The sequence below is a fragment of the Microbulbifer variabilis genome, assembly GCF_056232115.1.
Genome location: NZ_CP174325.1, coordinates 2,526,600 through 2,543,592, shown reverse-complemented (window position 1 = coordinate 2,543,592; position 16,993 = coordinate 2,526,600). Strand labels below are relative to the sequence as shown.

Annotated in this window: 12 protein-coding genes; all 12 read right to left on the bottom strand. The window is 42.5% G+C overall.

Going from position 1 to position 16,993, the window contains the following annotated elements:
• Positions 1-18 precede the first annotated feature (18 nt).
• On the bottom strand, positions 19-1,251 hold the full coding sequence (locus ACJJI7_RS11375; RefSeq protein WP_282951504.1) for a glycosyltransferase family 4 protein: 1,233 nt from the start codon (positions 1,249-1,251) through the stop codon (positions 19-21).
• 10 nt (positions 1,252-1,261) lie between these two features.
• Positions 1,262-3,130 carry a glycosyltransferase family 2 protein gene (locus ACJJI7_RS11370; protein WP_282951505.1) on the bottom strand — a complete coding sequence of 623 codons (1,869 nt, stop codon included), beginning with the start codon at positions 3,128-3,130 and terminating at the stop codon, positions 1,262-1,264.
• A 14-nt stretch (positions 3,131-3,144) separates the two neighbouring features.
• Complete coding sequence (rfbB, locus tag ACJJI7_RS11365; RefSeq protein ID WP_444902118.1) at positions 3,145-4,254, bottom strand: dTDP-glucose 4,6-dehydratase; 1,110 nt, start codon at positions 4,252-4,254, stop codon at positions 3,145-3,147.
• A gap of 44 nt (positions 4,255-4,298) precedes the next feature.
• On the bottom strand, positions 4,299-5,186 hold the full coding sequence (rfbD, locus tag ACJJI7_RS11360) for a dTDP-4-dehydrorhamnose reductase (protein WP_444902119.1): 888 nt from the start codon (positions 5,184-5,186) through the stop codon (positions 4,299-4,301).
• A 138-nt stretch (positions 5,187-5,324) separates the two neighbouring features.
• Positions 5,325-5,873, bottom strand: a complete 549-nt coding sequence (gene rfbC / locus ACJJI7_RS11355; protein ID WP_282951508.1) for a dTDP-4-dehydrorhamnose 3,5-epimerase — start codon at positions 5,871-5,873, stop codon at positions 5,325-5,327.
• Between the two features lie 126 nt (positions 5,874-5,999).
• The gene (rfbA, locus tag ACJJI7_RS11350) at positions 6,000-6,938 is read right to left on the bottom strand and encodes a glucose-1-phosphate thymidylyltransferase RfbA (protein WP_020412102.1); all 939 of its coding nucleotides are present in this window, start codon (positions 6,936-6,938) and stop codon (positions 6,000-6,002) included.
• A gap of 300 nt (positions 6,939-7,238) precedes the next feature.
• Positions 7,239-8,873 carry a polysaccharide biosynthesis/export family protein gene (locus ACJJI7_RS11345; protein WP_020412101.1) on the bottom strand — a complete coding sequence of 545 codons (1,635 nt, stop codon included), beginning with the start codon at positions 8,871-8,873 and terminating at the stop codon, positions 7,239-7,241.
• A 93-nt stretch (positions 8,874-8,966) separates the two neighbouring features.
• Positions 8,967-10,085 carry a KpsE/RkpR family capsule polysaccharide export protein gene (locus ACJJI7_RS11340; RefSeq protein ID WP_444902120.1) on the bottom strand — a complete coding sequence of 373 codons (1,119 nt, stop codon included), beginning with the start codon at positions 10,083-10,085 and terminating at the stop codon, positions 8,967-8,969.
• 129 nt (positions 10,086-10,214) lie between these two features.
• Complete coding sequence (locus ACJJI7_RS11335) at positions 10,215-10,922, bottom strand: ABC transporter ATP-binding protein (RefSeq protein WP_020412099.1); 708 nt, start codon at positions 10,920-10,922, stop codon at positions 10,215-10,217.
• Positions 10,919-11,710, bottom strand: a complete 792-nt coding sequence (locus ACJJI7_RS11330) for an ABC transporter permease (RefSeq protein ID WP_020412098.1) — start codon at positions 11,708-11,710, stop codon at positions 10,919-10,921. The genes ACJJI7_RS11335 and ACJJI7_RS11330 overlap by 4 nt, the downstream gene beginning before the upstream one ends.
• A 2,287-nt stretch (positions 11,711-13,997) precedes the next feature.
• Complete coding sequence (locus ACJJI7_RS11325) at positions 13,998-14,762, bottom strand: substrate-binding periplasmic protein (RefSeq protein ID WP_444902121.1); 765 nt, start codon at positions 14,760-14,762, stop codon at positions 13,998-14,000.
• Positions 14,763-15,905: 1,143 nt separating this feature from the next.
• Positions 15,906-16,736, bottom strand: a complete 831-nt coding sequence (locus ACJJI7_RS11320) for a glycerophosphodiester phosphodiesterase family protein (RefSeq protein ID WP_282951512.1) — start codon at positions 16,734-16,736, stop codon at positions 15,906-15,908.
• Positions 16,737-16,993: the final 257 nt, after the last annotated feature.

Genomic DNA, 16,993 nt, shown 5'->3' with positions numbered 1-16,993 from the left:
TATTACTAAATCTAAATATTAATAAATTGATAGATGAATATTTGAGCATTCACTAATGCTCAAAGGTTTAGGGATATCGCTTGCAACCAAGTCCCAGCTATTCGTCTCTCCATAAGCTTTCAAAATAGCCTGCTTAAGGGAGTTACTACTTCCACTGCGGAAATTGTAGCCACTAACACCATCGGTAATTTTTTCAACCATACCGCCGATATCACTACCGATCAAAGGACGGCCATGGTTAAAGGCCTCCTGAATAACCATCGGTGAGTTTTCCCACCATACCGAAGGAATAATCACCCAGTCGGCTTGCTCCATTAAGCGACCTATTTCATGGGACTCATAGGAGCCATGCAAGGTAACCAAATCACCCAGATCCTCTAACAACCCAAGAATTTTCTCCTGAAACTCTTCCGTCTGGCCTTGTAAATTAGCTCCGTGAATATCCAAATGAACCTTCTCTTGGGTATCTTCGGGCAACAGTTTAAAGGCCTCCAGCAATACATCTACACCTTTAAAAGGATTGATCTGACCAAAGAAAGCGAAACGGCCGCGCCCTTCCCCTTCTGCTAAGGGACGAGGTGCAGGCGTTTCGATCTCCGGCTGGCCATTTTCGATCATTACCATTTTTTCTTCGGGGATTCCCCAGGCTTTATAGCGCTCAATCAGAAAATGACTGGGTGAGACGAACATATCCACCAAGTTAAAAATGGATTTGATATACTTCTCCCGCAGGAAGAAGTCCGCTGCAGAGCGCTCGGGGAAACAACGTGCACAGTCAGTGGGAGATGACTTATAACAAAGCTTCATCTGTTTGCCTGGCTTCACCATTTGGCCATTATTAGCACAGATAGCTAAATATTCGTGCAGTGTTACAACAAGACGTGCATCCGGTAAGGTATTTCTTACCTCACGGATCAATTCCAACCCCATATGAATGTAGTGATGAAAATGTACTACAGTCGGTTTGTAGCGCTTTAATAATGCACGAAATTCCTGCCAAACATGCTTTTTACAACCCGATTGGAACAGGAAAAAATCGGACATATGAGTATGGAATAGAATCTCTTTGTCCGAATTAATAGTGGAGAAAGCAGATCCTCCATGGGAAGGCTGGTCGGTACGTGCCAAAAAAACAGTGTCCAAGCCCAGTCGTTCGTATTCCTTAAACAGGTTATAGGCGGCCACTTCTGCACCACCCTTGCTGTGATCCGGGTGACCGTGGGAAACAATCAGTATTCTGTGTTCAGTCATTGATAATTCCTTAACGAACCAGCTGTTCAATCAGGCTTCCCCAGCGCTCGGTATGTTGCCAGGCGTTATAAAGGGTGATTTTAAATTTCCAGTCTCTATTTTCGAACAAATTTTGTGACATCCGCTCCAGGTGGTAGAGCTTTTCATCGGCAAGAACATAGTGACGGTAGCCTGCTTCGCGTAATTTCAAGCAGAGATCAGAATCTTCAAAATCCCCGAGTACATAAGTCTCATCCAGACCATCCGCAGAATCATATAACGCTTTGCTAATAAACATACACGCACCGGTAACTGCCGGTGATTCCATCACAGAATCAATGCCCACCAACCATTCCGGATTACCCTTACCTGGGTGTTCGTTCAACCATAAGTTGCCAAACTGGACACTATTGGAGAAAGTCATTCCCACATGTTGGATTGTGCCATCATCAAAAACCAACTTTGGTGCAACCACACCGACATCCTTCAGCGAAGATACTTTTTGTTCGATTCTGGATATCCAACCACTGCAGCTAGGGATAATATCTGAATTAAGCAATACTAAGTTATCTGCGCTGGCATAGCGCACTCCGAGATTATTAGCACCGGCATAACCCAAATTACGACCGCCGTATATCACCTTGAAGCTTACAGGGAACAACATGCTCGTGTCATAACAGAAAGGTATAAACGCATCATAGAGCCTGGGGTCATCCAGAACATAAATCAGTTCCGTCTCGGCAAAATCGGTATCCTCAGTAAATTGGGCTATCTGGTGCAGTAAGAAGTCATAGCGACCATATAGCGGTACTATCACACTGCGCTTGGGTTCTTTCACCTCTTGCCCGAACTGCAATATTTCCACTTGGGGATCTTCCAGGAGATAGCGCCGATTGGACCAAAGCGCAGACAGTGCCGGGCCAATATATTTACGCATATTGCTCTGGTATTCCCGGCCATCTACATTGAAATTCACCAGCACCTGCTGGCTGGCCTGGGTGATATCTTCACGAACATTAGACTGCCGAACTGGCACTACGCCCAAGCCGCCCTCTTTTGTAAAAAACAGCATCTCTAGACTGGCCCGCTCTATCAGATGTGGCATAGGCACCCAAGTAAAGAAGCCTGCCTTATAGTTTGGCTCAGCTCTACCGGGAAAGGCCTCTAAGACATCAATACGGTCAAAACGTGCAGATTCCTCGAGCAAATTGAGACTGTAGCTGCCATCAGTAGTACGTAGCACTAAACTTGCCAGATCCCGCTGACCATCAAGTAGCCAGCCAGAAAGGAATATTCCGTGGCCGGGCACTGCCAGAATACTATCCCAGTGCCAGTCAACCAGAGACTTGAGTTGGCTTTCTTCTAGTTTTTTTAATCCCGGAATTTCAAAGACCCCTTTACCCATGCTCTCAAACATCAAGTTGAGTAATTCAGCCTTCTCTCCCGTACGCCAAGTCATACAGTGACCAAATAAGGTTTCACCGGTTAACTCTACAAATGGCTTAAGCTCTACCTCTTTAGACTGGCTGTCAGCACTTACTGTCATACGCAGAAAAGTGTTTTCCACAGCGACATCATAGGGCCATTCCACTAGGAGGCTATAACCCCAGCAGCTATCACCTTCGAATTTGAAATGTCTGTTTACATCTAATCGAGTAGTTCTCAGGGTATAATAATTAAGCTCACCTACATCCTGAGAGCTGCTGTCCTCTTCACTGCCGATATATTCAAGCCGGAAATCCAGAGATTTATATTCGGGGTGGAACGCCCAACCTTGTATCAACAGATGTCGTCCACCGATAACTCCACATACGTCTACCCATACCTGCACCTGCTCTGAGAACATTTTTTCCTGCACGGATCCAGCGGCCTTGAAACGCTTTCGTATCTTAATACCCATTGATTTATCCATCCTCACTCAGCGGTGCTGTATTGCTGTTCTATCCACTGTCGATAACTGCCATCCATCACTGAAGCCCACCAATCCTCATTTTCTAAATACCAAAGGAGCGTTTTTCGGATGCCAGTTTCAAAGCTCTCCTGTGGTTGATAGCCCAGCTGGCTATTGGATTTCCGTGGGTCTATAGCGTAGCGCCGATCATGAGCAGCCCTGTCTTCCACAAAAATAATAAGATCTTGGGCTTTGCCAGCTATTACAGAAGTTGCCTGCGGATACCTGTTGGCAAGTATTGGTTGATTTTCAAACTCTCTATTCATCAACTCACAAATCATTTTTACGATATTGATGTTGGTCCATTCGTTAATTCCCCCAATGTTGTAACACTCGCCCAGCTCCCCTTTGCGGATTACCAAATCGATACCTCGAGCATGGTCCTCAACATAGAGCCAATCACGAATTTGCTGGCCATCACCATAAATTGGCAATGGCTTGTCTTGTAAGATATTGGTGATCAGCAGCGGGATCAGCTTTTCCGGAAAATGGTAGGGACCATAATTGTTTGAGCAATTACTGGTGGTTACTTTTAGTCCGTAAGTGTGGTGGTAGGCGCGTACCAGATGATCTGATGCGGCTTTACTCGCTGAATAAGGACTATTAGGAGCGTAAGGGGTAGCCTCACTAAATGCCGGTTCTTCAGCTTCGAGAGTTCCGTATACTTCATCAGTTGAAACATGATGGAAACGGTGTATCTCGCGATTGACCCCCTCTTCCAGCCAAACTTTTTTTGCCGCTTTAAGTAGGCTATGAGTACCTATGACATTGGTCTGAATAAATACATCGGGACCACTGATAGAGCGATCTACATGGCTTTCCGCCGCAAAGTGTACCAATGTATCTATACGATGCTCTCTGAGAAGCGTTTCTACTAGATCAGTTTCACAGATGTCACCCTGGTAAAACTGGAAATTTGGACAATCCTTTACCGAATTCAAACTTTTGAGATTACCTGCATAAGTTAATGCATCTAACACGATAACTGTATCTTGCGGATAATTTTCTATCCAGTAGTGCACAAAGTTGGCACCTATAAAACCAGCGCCGCCAGTTACCAGTAAGTTTTTCATCTTAAGATCACTATTAATTTTAGTTCTTAAATATTAAAAGGGGGTTATTGCTCAACATTTCGCTGAAGTGCTTTATGAGATAAGGCTAATCTCAACGAATCACGCCAGTTCCTCAACTCCATACCTAGCTCATCAACTAAACGGCTCTTATCCAACACGCTGTAAGCGGGTCTTCTTGCAAGGGTCGGGTAATCCTTCGTTGCAATAGCTTTAATGATCAATTCCTTATCAAGGGAAATCCGGCCACTTGCCTTTCCCTCTTCAAATATAGCTACTGCAAAGTCATACCAGCTGGCCACACCGAGATCTGTACAATGATAAATACCATACGCCTCTTTACTTTCGGCCAAGCAAAATAGAGCTTGTGCAATGGATCCGGTCCATGTCGGTGTTCCCACCTGATCAGCCACTACTCCTAGCTCATCGCGCTCACTCATCAGGCGTAACATCGTATTAACAAAATTTTTACCATGGGCAGCATAGACCCAGGCTGTTCTTAAAATTATTGCTTCAGGAATTATATTCTGAACAGCGGACTCGCCTTCAGCTTTACTGCTTCCATAGACGCCAAGTGGATTTACGGTATCTGATACTAAATAGGGAGAAGATTTTTCACCATCAAAAACAAAATCCGTTGATACATGTAGAAAACGTAAATTAAACTCTTTACAGGCGTGAGCCAGATTTTCTGCACCAAGCGTATTTATAGAGAAAGCTTTTTCTTTCTCTTGCTCAGCCTTATCTACTGCAGTGTAGGCTGCTGCATTAATAATCACGTCAGGGCAAAAATGTTCGACTGCCGAAAATACAGCTGCTCTATCAGAAATATCCAGTTCTTCTTTAGCTAGAGACACCAGTTCAAACTCATTGGGGCACTGCTGCTGAAGCTCAGTAGCCAGCTGCCCATTCTTCCCAGTTACTAGAATTTTCATAAGTGTCTCTTGTGCCTGCTTACCAATACACTAAAAGCAGCTCAGTTTGCCGCTCAAAAAAAGATGTTTCCGATTCAACGAGACTGAATTACAACCAGAAGGGTAATTACACTCTTTTAAGGAAATAAGTCCTAAATTTCAGGCGAAATAGGTAGCATCCTTAAAGTATTTCCCATCCCGATCTTTCGGCGATAGCTGTGGCTGTTCATCACCAACGAGCGGCCATTCTATGTTCAAATCCGGGTCATTCCAAACAATCGACTGCTCATACTTTGGTGCATAATAGTCCGTACATTTATAGACAAATTCGGCAGATTCGCTAGTAACATAAAACCCGTGCGCAAAACCTTCGGGCACCCAGAGCTGTCTTCTATTCTCTGCAGAAAGATAAACACCAACCCACATACCAAAAGTGGTTGAACCTTTGCGTAGATCCACGGCAACATCAAAAACCTCGCCTTGAGTCACCCTAACTAATTTACCCTGCGTCTGCTCAGTCTGATAATGTAAGCCACGCAGTATCCCCAGAGAAGATTTACTATGATTGTCCTGCACAAAGACTCTCTCAGCGCACTCTCTATTAAAAACGTCATCTCGAAAAGACTCGAAAAAGAAGCCACGCTCATCCCCAAATACTTTGGGTTCGATAATTTTTACATCGGGGATTTTTGTTTCAATGATTTTCATACAACATTAGTAATCACAAAGTAAGAGGGGAAGGCGCCGGCTGACGGCCCATCATGAACAACCGGCAATATTGCAATAGCCTGCTGACTAAAATTTATGGCTCGAATTATCCCGAAGCAATTCTTTTTATGTCCCTAGTGCGTATCGTCGCGCATTCAGAGTTGAACTCTCTCCACTCTCAATCAGTATTTGCATCAGGTATTTGCCGTAACCACTCTTCATTAGCGGATGGGCTTGCTTTTCCAAGTCTTCAGCGCTTATAAACCCTTTACGATAGGCAACTTCTTCCGGGCAAGCTATTTTTTGACCCTGACGCCGCTCAATAGTCTGAACAAAATGTGCAGCTTCCAACAGATTGTCATGGGTGCCAGTATCCAGCCAGGCGCTTCCTCGTCCGAGTCGCTCTACGTCAAGTTGCCCTTCATTCAGATAGACCTTATTAATATCGGTAATTTCCAGTTCACCACGAGCACTAGGTTTAATTTCCCGGGCAATATCACAAACCTGGTTGTCATAAAAATACAAACCCGTAACAGCATGGTTGGACCTTGGATGTTCGGGCTTTTCCTCCAGGCTTATGGCACAGCCTTCGCTGTCAAACTCAACTACCCCATAGGCACGAGGGTCCGCAACACGGTACCCAAATACTGTGGCTCCAGCCTCTTTAGCATTGGCATGTTGAAGTATCTGGCTGAAATTCTGTGCATAGAAAATATTATCACCCAAAACAAGTGCACTTTTATGATTACCCACATGCTCTCTCCCAATCAAGAAGGCCTGGGCGAGACCATCCGGTGAGGGCTGCACTGCATAAGAAATACTGATACCCCATTGAGCACCATCTTCAAGCAAGCGCTGGTATAGGCACTGTTCCTCTGGTGTAGTGATAATTAAGATGTCTCTGATACCTGCCAACATCAGGGTTGTCAGTGGATAGTAAATCATCGGTTTATCATAGACAGCCATCAGCTGCTTACTTACACCTTTGGTCAGGGGATACAGGCGAGTACCTGAACCTCCAGCTAAGATTATCCCCTTTCTATCAGAAGATCCTTTCACAACCATTTCGCCCACCCTTGAATTTACATCCTTTAATGATCCGAGAACGCCCCTCAGAGATAAATTCAGGGGTTTTTGCCCGGTTTGTTTAATTGGACAGAATGCGATTATCAGTCAAAATTTATTTAAATAATTTTGACGTGCATAGTTACATACAATTAATGAAAACGGTATTACACGTGCCTACACTCGCCAAAAGCTATATTCATAACCGTAAAAGACAGGAGCCAAACTCCGCGGCTCCTGACAATTAATCAGCAATAATGAGGCCAATATGAATAAAAATAACGGGCACCGCGTACCAATTTAGAAGGAGAGAACTGCGGCTGTGCCAACTGCGATACGATAAAGTATCTCGGTGACATCTTTGGTTACTTGTAATTCACTAGACTGTATTTTTGGCATCACCATGATTTCATCTCCGGGGCGCAAACGATCTCCCAGGCGATTATCAAAGTCCCTATCATCAATACGACTGATAGTGCCATCGAGGTGCAAAATAACGAGTTCATCGCGATTAGCATTATTAGCGAATCCACCGGCCAGCTCGATATAGTCCTCTAAAGTACGCTTTTTGCTATACACAAGAGAAGTTGGAAATATAACCTCTCCCACTATTGAAACCGTTGAAGATTTTAGAGGCACTACCAGTTCATCACCATCCTCAAGAAGCATTTCCGCCGCGTTTGGGTTGTTTGCAATCACGACCTGCCCTCTGGGTTCAGCCTTGCGTGCCTGCTCAATGAAATTTTGAATCATCATGGCATTGTCTTTTTGCGCTGACTTCTCCAGATCAGTATTGGGCTGACGCGTTAATACTTCCATTTGCAGGGCATCCAACGAACGATCTAAAGCTGCTCTCTGCCTCTCGGCAACACTTTTACGGTAAAGCTGAATAGAATCTACATCAGCGTTGCCTCGGAAACTCAACTGATCTAACAATTCATTGAGTGTTGCTCCATAGGGAAGAACATAGGTAGCTGGACCATCCAGCTCACCCGATACACGTATCGAAATAGACTCAATATCGTTATCTCGTACTAACTCTACTTGTGCTCCAGGGTACAATCGCGTTGTCATAGCATCCGCTAACGGCATGTAATTAGCCTGCTGAACTCCACCAATGACCTGAGTAATTCGGGCAAAATTGGCTTGTGGGTCGGGCTTGGTCACAAGTAGCATTTCCCCAAGCTGGGTATAAGGCCCTACGAATTCCATTTGAGCGGGTTGCTGTACCGCACCTTCCACGGTTACCGATCCATGCCGCCCGCCCACTACAACAACATCACCATTACGAAGCTGGAGAGCTGGCATAATGCCGTCCACCAGGAAGTTGTACAGATTTACTCCTTGTATCTCCTCTCCCTGGCGCATGACTTTAATGTCAACAAAACTACCACTTTCTGCATCAATACCGCTGGCACTATCCAGATAGTACAAAATAGAATCAGAACTAAAGCCGTTGTATAAGCCGGGACTGTTAACATACCCGGTAACAAACACTTTTACCGGCTGACTAGCCTCTAAATTCGCGTACGCTTGTACATTATTTTTAAAGACGCGCTTTACATGCCGCAGGACAAAATCATTCAGCACGCCATTTTTAACGCCTGCAACATGAACAGGCCCAACTTCAGGCACAAAAATATTGCCCTGGGGATCAACTGGCAAGGTGGCACTAAAACTATAAGCACCCCAGAGCTGCAGATTGATTTGATCACCTATAGTGATCCGGTAGTCAGGATTAAAACCGCTAAATGGCTGGTCCTTGAAGGCTCCTTTAAAGAGGGATTCACCAAAAACTGGCACACCTGATCGCGGTATTTCTGTAGGTGCCACTTCATCTATTAGCTGAGTCTCTAGAGCTACAGACTGTATACTGACAAATGAAACTAGTAGCCCTACTCCTAAACCAAAGCTTCTTATTTTCCCTTTAATCATTTTCGTCATTCTTTGTAAATGAAAATTAACTTAGTTAATAAGAGGGCGATATTCGCCGGTTCTATCTATGAGCCAGGTCCTTCCCTGCCCAGGTTACACTCTGTGATCGCGAATGCTGGCGACTAACATTTTTACTATCCCATATAGCATCAATAGTATTATGGCGAGAGTTGTCAGGTTATATAGTTTATGTGGGTATTCGGCTTCCTCGGCAAGAGAAGGCTGAGTCACTACCATTAAATGTTTTAGCTTACCTGAAGCCTCCATTCGGGCAGTTTCCAGTGCTTTCAAAGAAGCCGCGTAGGCATCAGTAGCAAATTGAAGGTCTAACTCCAGATTTTGAAAATGCGCTCCCAAGCTATTAAGCCTCTGGTCGCCCTCTTCCTCACCTATACCGACCAAGCGAACCTTCTCCATTTCAATTTGCTTTTCCAGTGCTCCAATTTCGGCCATCATGGAAACAATTTGCGAGGAGTCAGTATTCAGGTAGGTTTTAGCTGCAGTGAGATTCGCCCGCTGCTCTGCCAAGCGAGCTTCCAGGCCTTGAATAATGCTGCTTATCCCCTTGGTTAACTCCTCCGGGCTAACCACATTATTGCTGTTCTGGAAATCAAGAATCTCCTGTTTAGTACTTCGTAACTTGCTTTGCGCCAGTTCGACTTCGGTTTTCACAAAGGCAACTTGCTTGTCTGCCAGCTGATTGCTCACCGCATTGACAAAGTCTTCAGATTTTTGAGTAACTGTCTCCACCAAAAGCTGCGCAAAAGTAGGGTCATAGGCCTGCATATCTATTGTGATGATACCTGTAGTCTCATCATGGCCTACGTTGATATGGCTCCGGTAATACTCCAGGTAGTCTTCTTGCGTAGCATCTAGAGCCAGCCTGGAGAAAATGTCATGGCGATCGCTCTGGTAATACTCAGCCAACTTCAGTTTTTCATCGAGATACAGAGCCATATCCAGAGACTGGATATAGTTGACCACCAGGAAGGCATCCTGATTATCTGTGCCGACTCCTGGCATAAGGAAACCCAGAGCTGGTGAGGCCACTTGACTGGAACCGCTATCTTTTACAATTAGCTGGGTGCTACTTAAATAGCGCTCAGAAACCCAGAAAAGATAGTAAGCGCTGACCATGATAAGTGGTAAGACAACAAACAGGGTGATACCACGCCACCGATAAAGATGATCTTTAATTGTTTTATCTTTCACTGATGCATTTTCCCCCACCCATTGCTTTAAGCTCTTAAAAGCGTTCCGTAGAGTGCTTTTCGCTTTATACTTGGCAAGGTCCATTTTTTGCTCTGCTTTGAGCGAGTCTCTAGCTTCCATAATCAACTTTTATACTTTAAGAGCCTTATTGGCGTTGCCAGCTTTGGGTTTGGGTCTAGGTTGTTCACCCTGGTATTTTTCAATAGCGTCATCCACCGTATCGAATACGGTAAGCTGTCCAGCATCAAGATAAATACCAACGTCACAATTTTTTCGTAACAATGGCATAGCATGGGCAACAATAATGAACGTTGAAGTTTTGCGCTTCTCGGCAATAATCTCTTCACACTTTCTCTTAAAGTGCGCATCCCCGACAGACATCACCTCATCAACCAAGTAAGTATCAAAATCTACGGCGATACTGAGCCCAAATGCGAGGCGCGAGCGCATTCCAGAAGAATAACTTTTTACTGGGGCATCGAAATAATCGCCGATTTCGGCAAAGTCCTGAACCCGGTCCATAACCTTGCGCTGTTCCCCACCCCAAATGCCATGTATTCCACAAACAAAAGCTACATTATCCCGTCCAGTTAGGCTTCCCTGGAACCCGCCAGAAAGCCCCATGGGCCAGGAAATTCTCCGATCTGTTACCACCCGCCCTGAATCGGGATAGTCAATACCTCCCATGATGCGTAACAATGTTGATTTACCCGCACCATTGCGGCCCAAAATACCGATATTTTTTCCTTCTGGAAAAGTCGAGTTCACATTGCGAAAGAGTACTTTACGGCCATTTGGCGTACGATAAGACTTTGTTAGATTTTCCAACTTGATCATTGGCTTCTCACCAGGTCACGCCAGTTAGCCCTATATGTCAGCAAACCAAAGGCGAGGAAAGAAACGGAAATAAATATCAAGTAGTTAAGGTTTCCAAAAGCTCCTTGATACTGAACAAATAACCCCTCTCGAGTAAGCTCAATAACATGTAGGAGTGGGTTCCATACCAGGTAAGGGTGATACTCTTCTGGAATTTGCTCCAGTGAGAAAAACACCCCAGACAAAAAATATAGCGATCGTACAATTATTGGGGACATCTTCGCAGCTTCAGGAAACCTTTGGCCAACAACACAGAGAGCCAAACTAAGCCCAAGGCAGAAGCAGAAAAATAGCAAGTTTACGACTACTAACAACAAGAAGTTATTAAAACGAGTGGACACTCCGAACCACGCTAGCAAGCCAAGTAAGCATGTCAGGGCCACCAAATAAATGGCAAACTCCAACAGCGTGCGAGTCAGTACTGCGTCAAATGGTCTCAGTTGCCGATAGTTAAACAGCCCCCTATTCGGCTCAATAGCAGTAAGCCCCTTCCCAAAGCAATGGCTGAAACAAAGGAAAGGCGCAATTCCAGATAACATGAACAATGCAGTGGGAATACCAGGGTAGAAGTTTTCCCTAACCAAGCTGAAAATTGTTACAAGCACCATCATATGCAGAGACGGTTCGAGCAGCACCCACACGTAGCCCAGCCGCCACTTACCAAAACGGGTTTTCATCTCCCTAACCAGCATCGCATGAATTACATCACGCTGGATCTGCCACACTGTGCGTTGAACGGAGGATTCCATATCAGCTTTTTCTTTGATATATGTGAACCAGTTCCACGCCAACCAGGGCAACAAACTGGGATAATTAACTCAATTCCATTTGGTGGGATTTTCTTCACATTGTTACAACTGTTACACGCGCCTTTTTGCTGTGATCGTTGTTATTAGCGTGAAAAATACTAGGGTCACACACTTTATATAGCGAATCTTCCTGAAAACGCCAGTTGCGTCCTTAATAGGCGCGGTATGCTATCGCAGTCCCGCCATCAGCGTCATGACGAATTAATTACGCGCCATTACGAACTTTCCTACACTAAATTGGTGAGATCAGACTGAGTAGTCTGAAAAGGTACACTCTTTGATCAATCCACTCAATGCACGCGCACTTCCTGTCGCCAATGGCTAATCTTGGACCAAATGGTTTGAATGGCAAGCAGGCGAATAAGCATCCACTCTGGGCAAATTTCCAGCAAGAACCTTCACCCAAAATCTCAAACATTCCCTCAACGTAACGTGTGCAGCTCTTCGTAATTTACCAGTTACAATTTCCGCTCCAACCTAAATTCACGGTATATGACCCAACGATTCGATCATTTATTGAGCGTACGAATAAACTTTATAAATTGAACAAATCTTACGCAACGATAGAGGCGCTCCCGATTGAGGTAGTGCTCTCAGAGGGTGTCGCTCAACGATGCAATCGATTGCATTTTAAGGAAAACAATAACTCTACTCAATCTTTTGCATACGTTAGTACTCATATGCCAAAACTACAGTGATAAGATTTTGCTTCAGGGCTGACTTGACCAACACCATACCTTGCAAAGGTATAGGCTCCCATACTCACGCAATAAACAAAGGTCCTCACACTGTGATCCGCACTTGGGCGTTTGCTTGCCTAGCATGTGAAAATGATATCTCTTAATTAAGCCCGTGCCCGATTGGAGTGACTTTTCATAAAAGCCAAACCAGCTCAATTTGCTTCACAGCAACGCTCTGTTGGTGATAACAAGATTCACGCCTAAAACAGGCTTTTAGTTAAACAATCCAAGTAAGATTGCCTTGTGGTTAACGGTCACTGAACAACCTAAATTTAGGCTAACACTTCGTCCACCCAATCAATCAACCAGCCGACCGAGATCATCGCCGATGAGCTTTTAATAGATACTGCAAGGTCACTATACGTTAGCAAAATAATACACACCCAGCTTAAAGTATCGTAAACCAGCTATTAAGCAGGCTAAGTTTGTTAGTAGATTAGTCGTATTTAACTGCCCGCAGCTACCACCAGCAAGATCTATAAAGTTACAAGCCTAATGGCTCAATGAATAATCTAGTTGAAAAACTACGCATTTTCGATATCTGTCCCTTTCTCTCAGTGTGTGGTAAAAGACTACGTATTTCGGGGCAAGCTCAAATCAATGGGTATACACTAACATCAAAAATTATCCGCTTGTTAGACAGTTGTTTCTTTTCAGTTTGGGATAATATCAATTATTCTACATAGCATCGATTATCGTTCGATAACTAGTGGCAGCTTGCCACACAAAAAAGTAAACTTTGTAAACTACAGACAATTTGTTGTGGTAAGTCTTGAAACTCTAACCAATAAGCATCAATCCATTCTACGGAAGTTAGTCTTAGTAGATTGAGTCAAGCTTTCTAGACCAGTCGTTTTAATGAAATAAACTGCTTAGCAGACTAGAGTGTTCCCATGTTTATCGTAATCTACTGGGAACCAAGCTCATCTATGATTTTTATAAGAAATACAGGCTTGGAAAATATTAAAATTTGAGGCGGTTACTCTCATTAAAAGTCAACTCAAGAATCCATAGAATAAAAATTAACTTCTCAATAATTGCTCTTATTTTATACATATCCTCATGAATAAATCATTCAACATGATACTCATAAGGCTATATGCATTCTCGACCATACAAGAGCTCGGATCATAATGATATTTAGCTAGATGCTATGTAAGGCGAAGAGAGCCAGTTTTTCTTAAGATTAGTCTACTGAAGTATCTAATTATGTGAAATCAAGCGTCAAAGACTTCATTTTTGAGTTATCTTAATCTTCAACAACGACAATCCAGCCTGTATTTTCTATAGAGTCATCAGTTATAAATCTTTTACCATGGCGATTCTTGGGGAAAACTAACCGAGAGTATTTATCGCAATATATATGAATAGGTTGCTTAGAGAGAATGACTTAAAAACCAATTATTATCTAGATAATTTATAAATATATTCATATCACTTATTTTTTCACGCATCCAAAATTTAAAGTCTTAGTTCAAAATTACATTTCATTCACATATGTTTGCTTTTTCTGGGATACCATATTCCTTCAACAACTTAGCATATTCACCTTTGGCACAGAGTCGGTCTAACCCCTTATTGAAATCATCTCTAGGTTTTTCATTCTTAAATGCCATCTTGAATTTAGTAACAGGCAAAAAAATCTTGTGGATATCCACTTCATCCATTGAGTGTCCCTCCACAATAGTGAAATTCATAAAAATACTTTTATCAACTATTATGATAGAATCTGGATTTCTCCAGAAGTCTAAGACTTGATCCTCTGAGTTATCAGCCTCAACATAGTTTTTCCTGCCTGGCGCTCCAGGCGAGAACAGGCGCTTAAAATCTGGTCCGAGAGTAAGATGGGCTCCCTGCCAAACAATGAGATCATGGCCAACAAGATCATTCACACTATCTATCTTATAACCTTTATTTTTGTGACTAATCGCATAATTCACAAAACCGATATAGTATTTTGAGTAGTAGTACTTCTCTGGGCCACTATGTTCGATCGCATTTGCTTCTGCGTTTGCAATTCCCCTCCCAATTGCTTTTGGAATATCACCCCAGCTCATCTGTAAAAATGTTATTGAATATCCTGGAAGTGACTTTAGTATTACATCTACCTCGAGTCCGCGTTCCGCATTATTCCCCACATATGGTGGCGCATCCTCCTCAATCGCTACTTTAAGCTCTGACGCGTAAGTGAACAGTGCATAACCAAATAGAAAGGAAATCAAAACTAGCTGTTTTAATCCATTGTTTTGCATAACAATACTCAGAATGACACCGAAATTAGAATAAGTTAGATAGTAGATTAGGCTATGAAATAATACCTTATATGGTAATGGACACGGACTAGCGCCAAAATTCGCCCATGAGTCGAATATGATGTCAGTGATGCGTATAGATTGGTGGGCCTCTATAGATAATTAACCTGTGTGGAACCCGAAATTAAATATTAATCCCTTTTGGCATGAAAATCTTTTCAGCATCTTTGGTATTATTTACTCCTTCTAATAAATAAGCAGTAGTTGGGAACTTTAGGAGGGCTGCCTACTTCTTCCATCCTTCACGGATATTTGAAATTTTCCGTAGTAAGAGGCATTAAATTGAATCATCTTTAACGCAATCTTTTCCTTATCAAAGTTCCTGTTACTTTTATTCAATAGGAACTATATACCTAAACTTAAGTAAGTCATCGCCCATTTTGAACATTCTTCATAACTGGACATTCGCAGCCGCCCATTCCACACCACCAAAAGATTTATATTAGTCACCAAAATTCAGAATACTTTCCCAGATCAAACTCCTAAATAGAGTTAGATATTGCTCAGCATATATTATTAAATGCGCATTATCTGAAACCAAGCTGGCCGACCTGACAAATACTGGGAAAATCTCTTCGGCCATATCAAATTCCTATAAGTGACAAATAAGTAAGCTAAAGATGTGCCATCACATTTTAAAATAAAAAATTGATTATTAAATTATAAAAGTAAACATAGAAACTATTCTATAAATTGAAAGTGGATCCGCTTTCCTGATCAGTTTTAATTGGTGACAATTAAATTTCTTTATTTTGAAGAAACCGTTTTACACACTTTAAAATTATACTGTACTGTTGTCTGGCGCCTACAAATCGATTCTATTAAACATCAAATTGATGGGGTAGCAAGCAGAAGGGCGACGCTAAATATCAAGGGAATTGATTACAATCTATGACTTCAATATATTAATATTTATTTTTGAATAAAAAACCGACTCTTAAGCCGGTATCGTAAATTTACATACACCATCAAAATGATCAAAAATTGCCTGGGATTACTCATTTCATTATCAACGATGCCCCTCTTCTATTAATGATGGCTTGCTATGGTTGTAAATTAGTATAAAGAAATTTGGTTCAAAAATTAGCGTTCTCCAGCATCTACAAGTGCCTGATAAATACGATCAGGATAATCACCAATAATGCCGTCTACACCCAGTGAAATACTGCGCTCTATATGGTCTTCATCATTCACGGTCCACAGATCAACAAGTACCCCTTTTTTCTGGAAAAAACGCACATAGGGCTTAGTTGTAATGCTATATGGAAGCTGAGCAACATCAAACTTAGGCTTGAAAGCCCAACCGAACCCTGTGCTCCAAGCAAGACTTGCCTCAATAAGTTCACCTATGGTTGCACTGGTTCTAACCTCACCCCCGCTGATATCACGAAAATGATTCATTGCTTTGCTATGTTGGCTCGCAACGGTAACCTGCCCCTGCATCCGATAATCTGAAATAATCTGCCAAAGTATCTCTGAGAGCACTTTATCATTAGGTTTAATCTCTACATTGAATAAACCATCAGGATAACGCTCGAATAGTTCATTCAGTGTTAACAAAGTAAGCCCCTGATTTCGAAAGGGATAACTGTTACCATTATCACGAGTGAATTCATATCCTGCATCCAGGGATTTAATTTCACCTAAGGTCAAATCTTCAATTTTATCAGACACCCCTACATTGTCTTTGAGATCTGCATCATGATTAATAATGATGTAACGATCTTTTGATAAATGAACATCCAGCTCCAGGATATCTGCACCCTGTTCCATGGCCATATCAAATGCTAGGGAAGTACTTTGAGGGTACTCACCAGACGCCCCCCTGTGAGCAAGAATCTCTATAGCTAAGGCCTGATTACAGAAACCGACTCCTAAAGCAAGACAGGCAATGGCTTTTAACATTTTTTTCATTTAGAGAATTTCCTTTATTATTAAATTGGTAAACCACTACATGAAATACAAATATACTACCAATCAAACCTGCTAGTTTATTGAATCTATGCTTTAGGTGCTTAATATTGCTCTATAACAAGAATCTAATAAACATATTTCCAATCTGGTTCAAATATTACTTGAACTAAAAAATTAGTGTGATGACAAAATACTTCTGTTACGCTCTAGAAGATTTACTAAAAAATTAGCAGAATATTCTTAACTAACCTTAAACG

Coding starts and splice junctions, on each gene's coding strand:
- ACJJI7_RS11375 (WP_282951504.1), bottom strand. CDS start 1,251: ATGACTGAACACAGAATACTGATTGTTTCCCACGGTCACCCGGATCAC.
- ACJJI7_RS11370 (WP_282951505.1), bottom strand. CDS start 3,130: ATGGGTATTAAGATACGAAAGCGTTTCAAGGCCGCTGGATCCGTGCAG.
- rfbB (WP_444902118.1), bottom strand. CDS start 4,254: ATGAAAAACTTACTGGTAACTGGCGGCGCTGGTTTTATAGGTGCCAAC.
- rfbD (WP_444902119.1), bottom strand. CDS start 5,186: ATGAAAATTCTAGTAACTGGGAAGAATGGGCAGCTGGCTACTGAGCTT.
- rfbC (WP_282951508.1), bottom strand. CDS start 5,873: ATGAAAATCATTGAAACAAAAATCCCCGATGTAAAAATTATCGAACCC.
- rfbA (WP_020412102.1), bottom strand. CDS start 6,938: ATGGTTGTGAAAGGATCTTCTGATAGAAAGGGGATAATCTTAGCTGGA.
- ACJJI7_RS11345 (WP_020412101.1), bottom strand. CDS start 8,873: ATGATTAAAGGGAAAATAAGAAGCTTTGGTTTAGGAGTAGGGCTACTA.
- ACJJI7_RS11335 (WP_020412099.1), bottom strand. CDS start 10,922: ATGATCAAGTTGGAAAATCTAACAAAGTCTTATCGTACGCCAAATGGC.
- ACJJI7_RS11330 (WP_020412098.1), bottom strand. CDS start 11,710: ATGGAATCCTCCGTTCAACGCACAGTGTGGCAGATCCAGCGTGATGTA.
- ACJJI7_RS11325 (WP_444902121.1), bottom strand. CDS start 14,762: ATGCAAAACAATGGATTAAAACAGCTAGTTTTGATTTCCTTTCTATTT.
- ACJJI7_RS11320 (WP_282951512.1), bottom strand. CDS start 16,736: ATGAAAAAAATGTTAAAAGCCATTGCCTGTCTTGCTTTAGGAGTCGGT.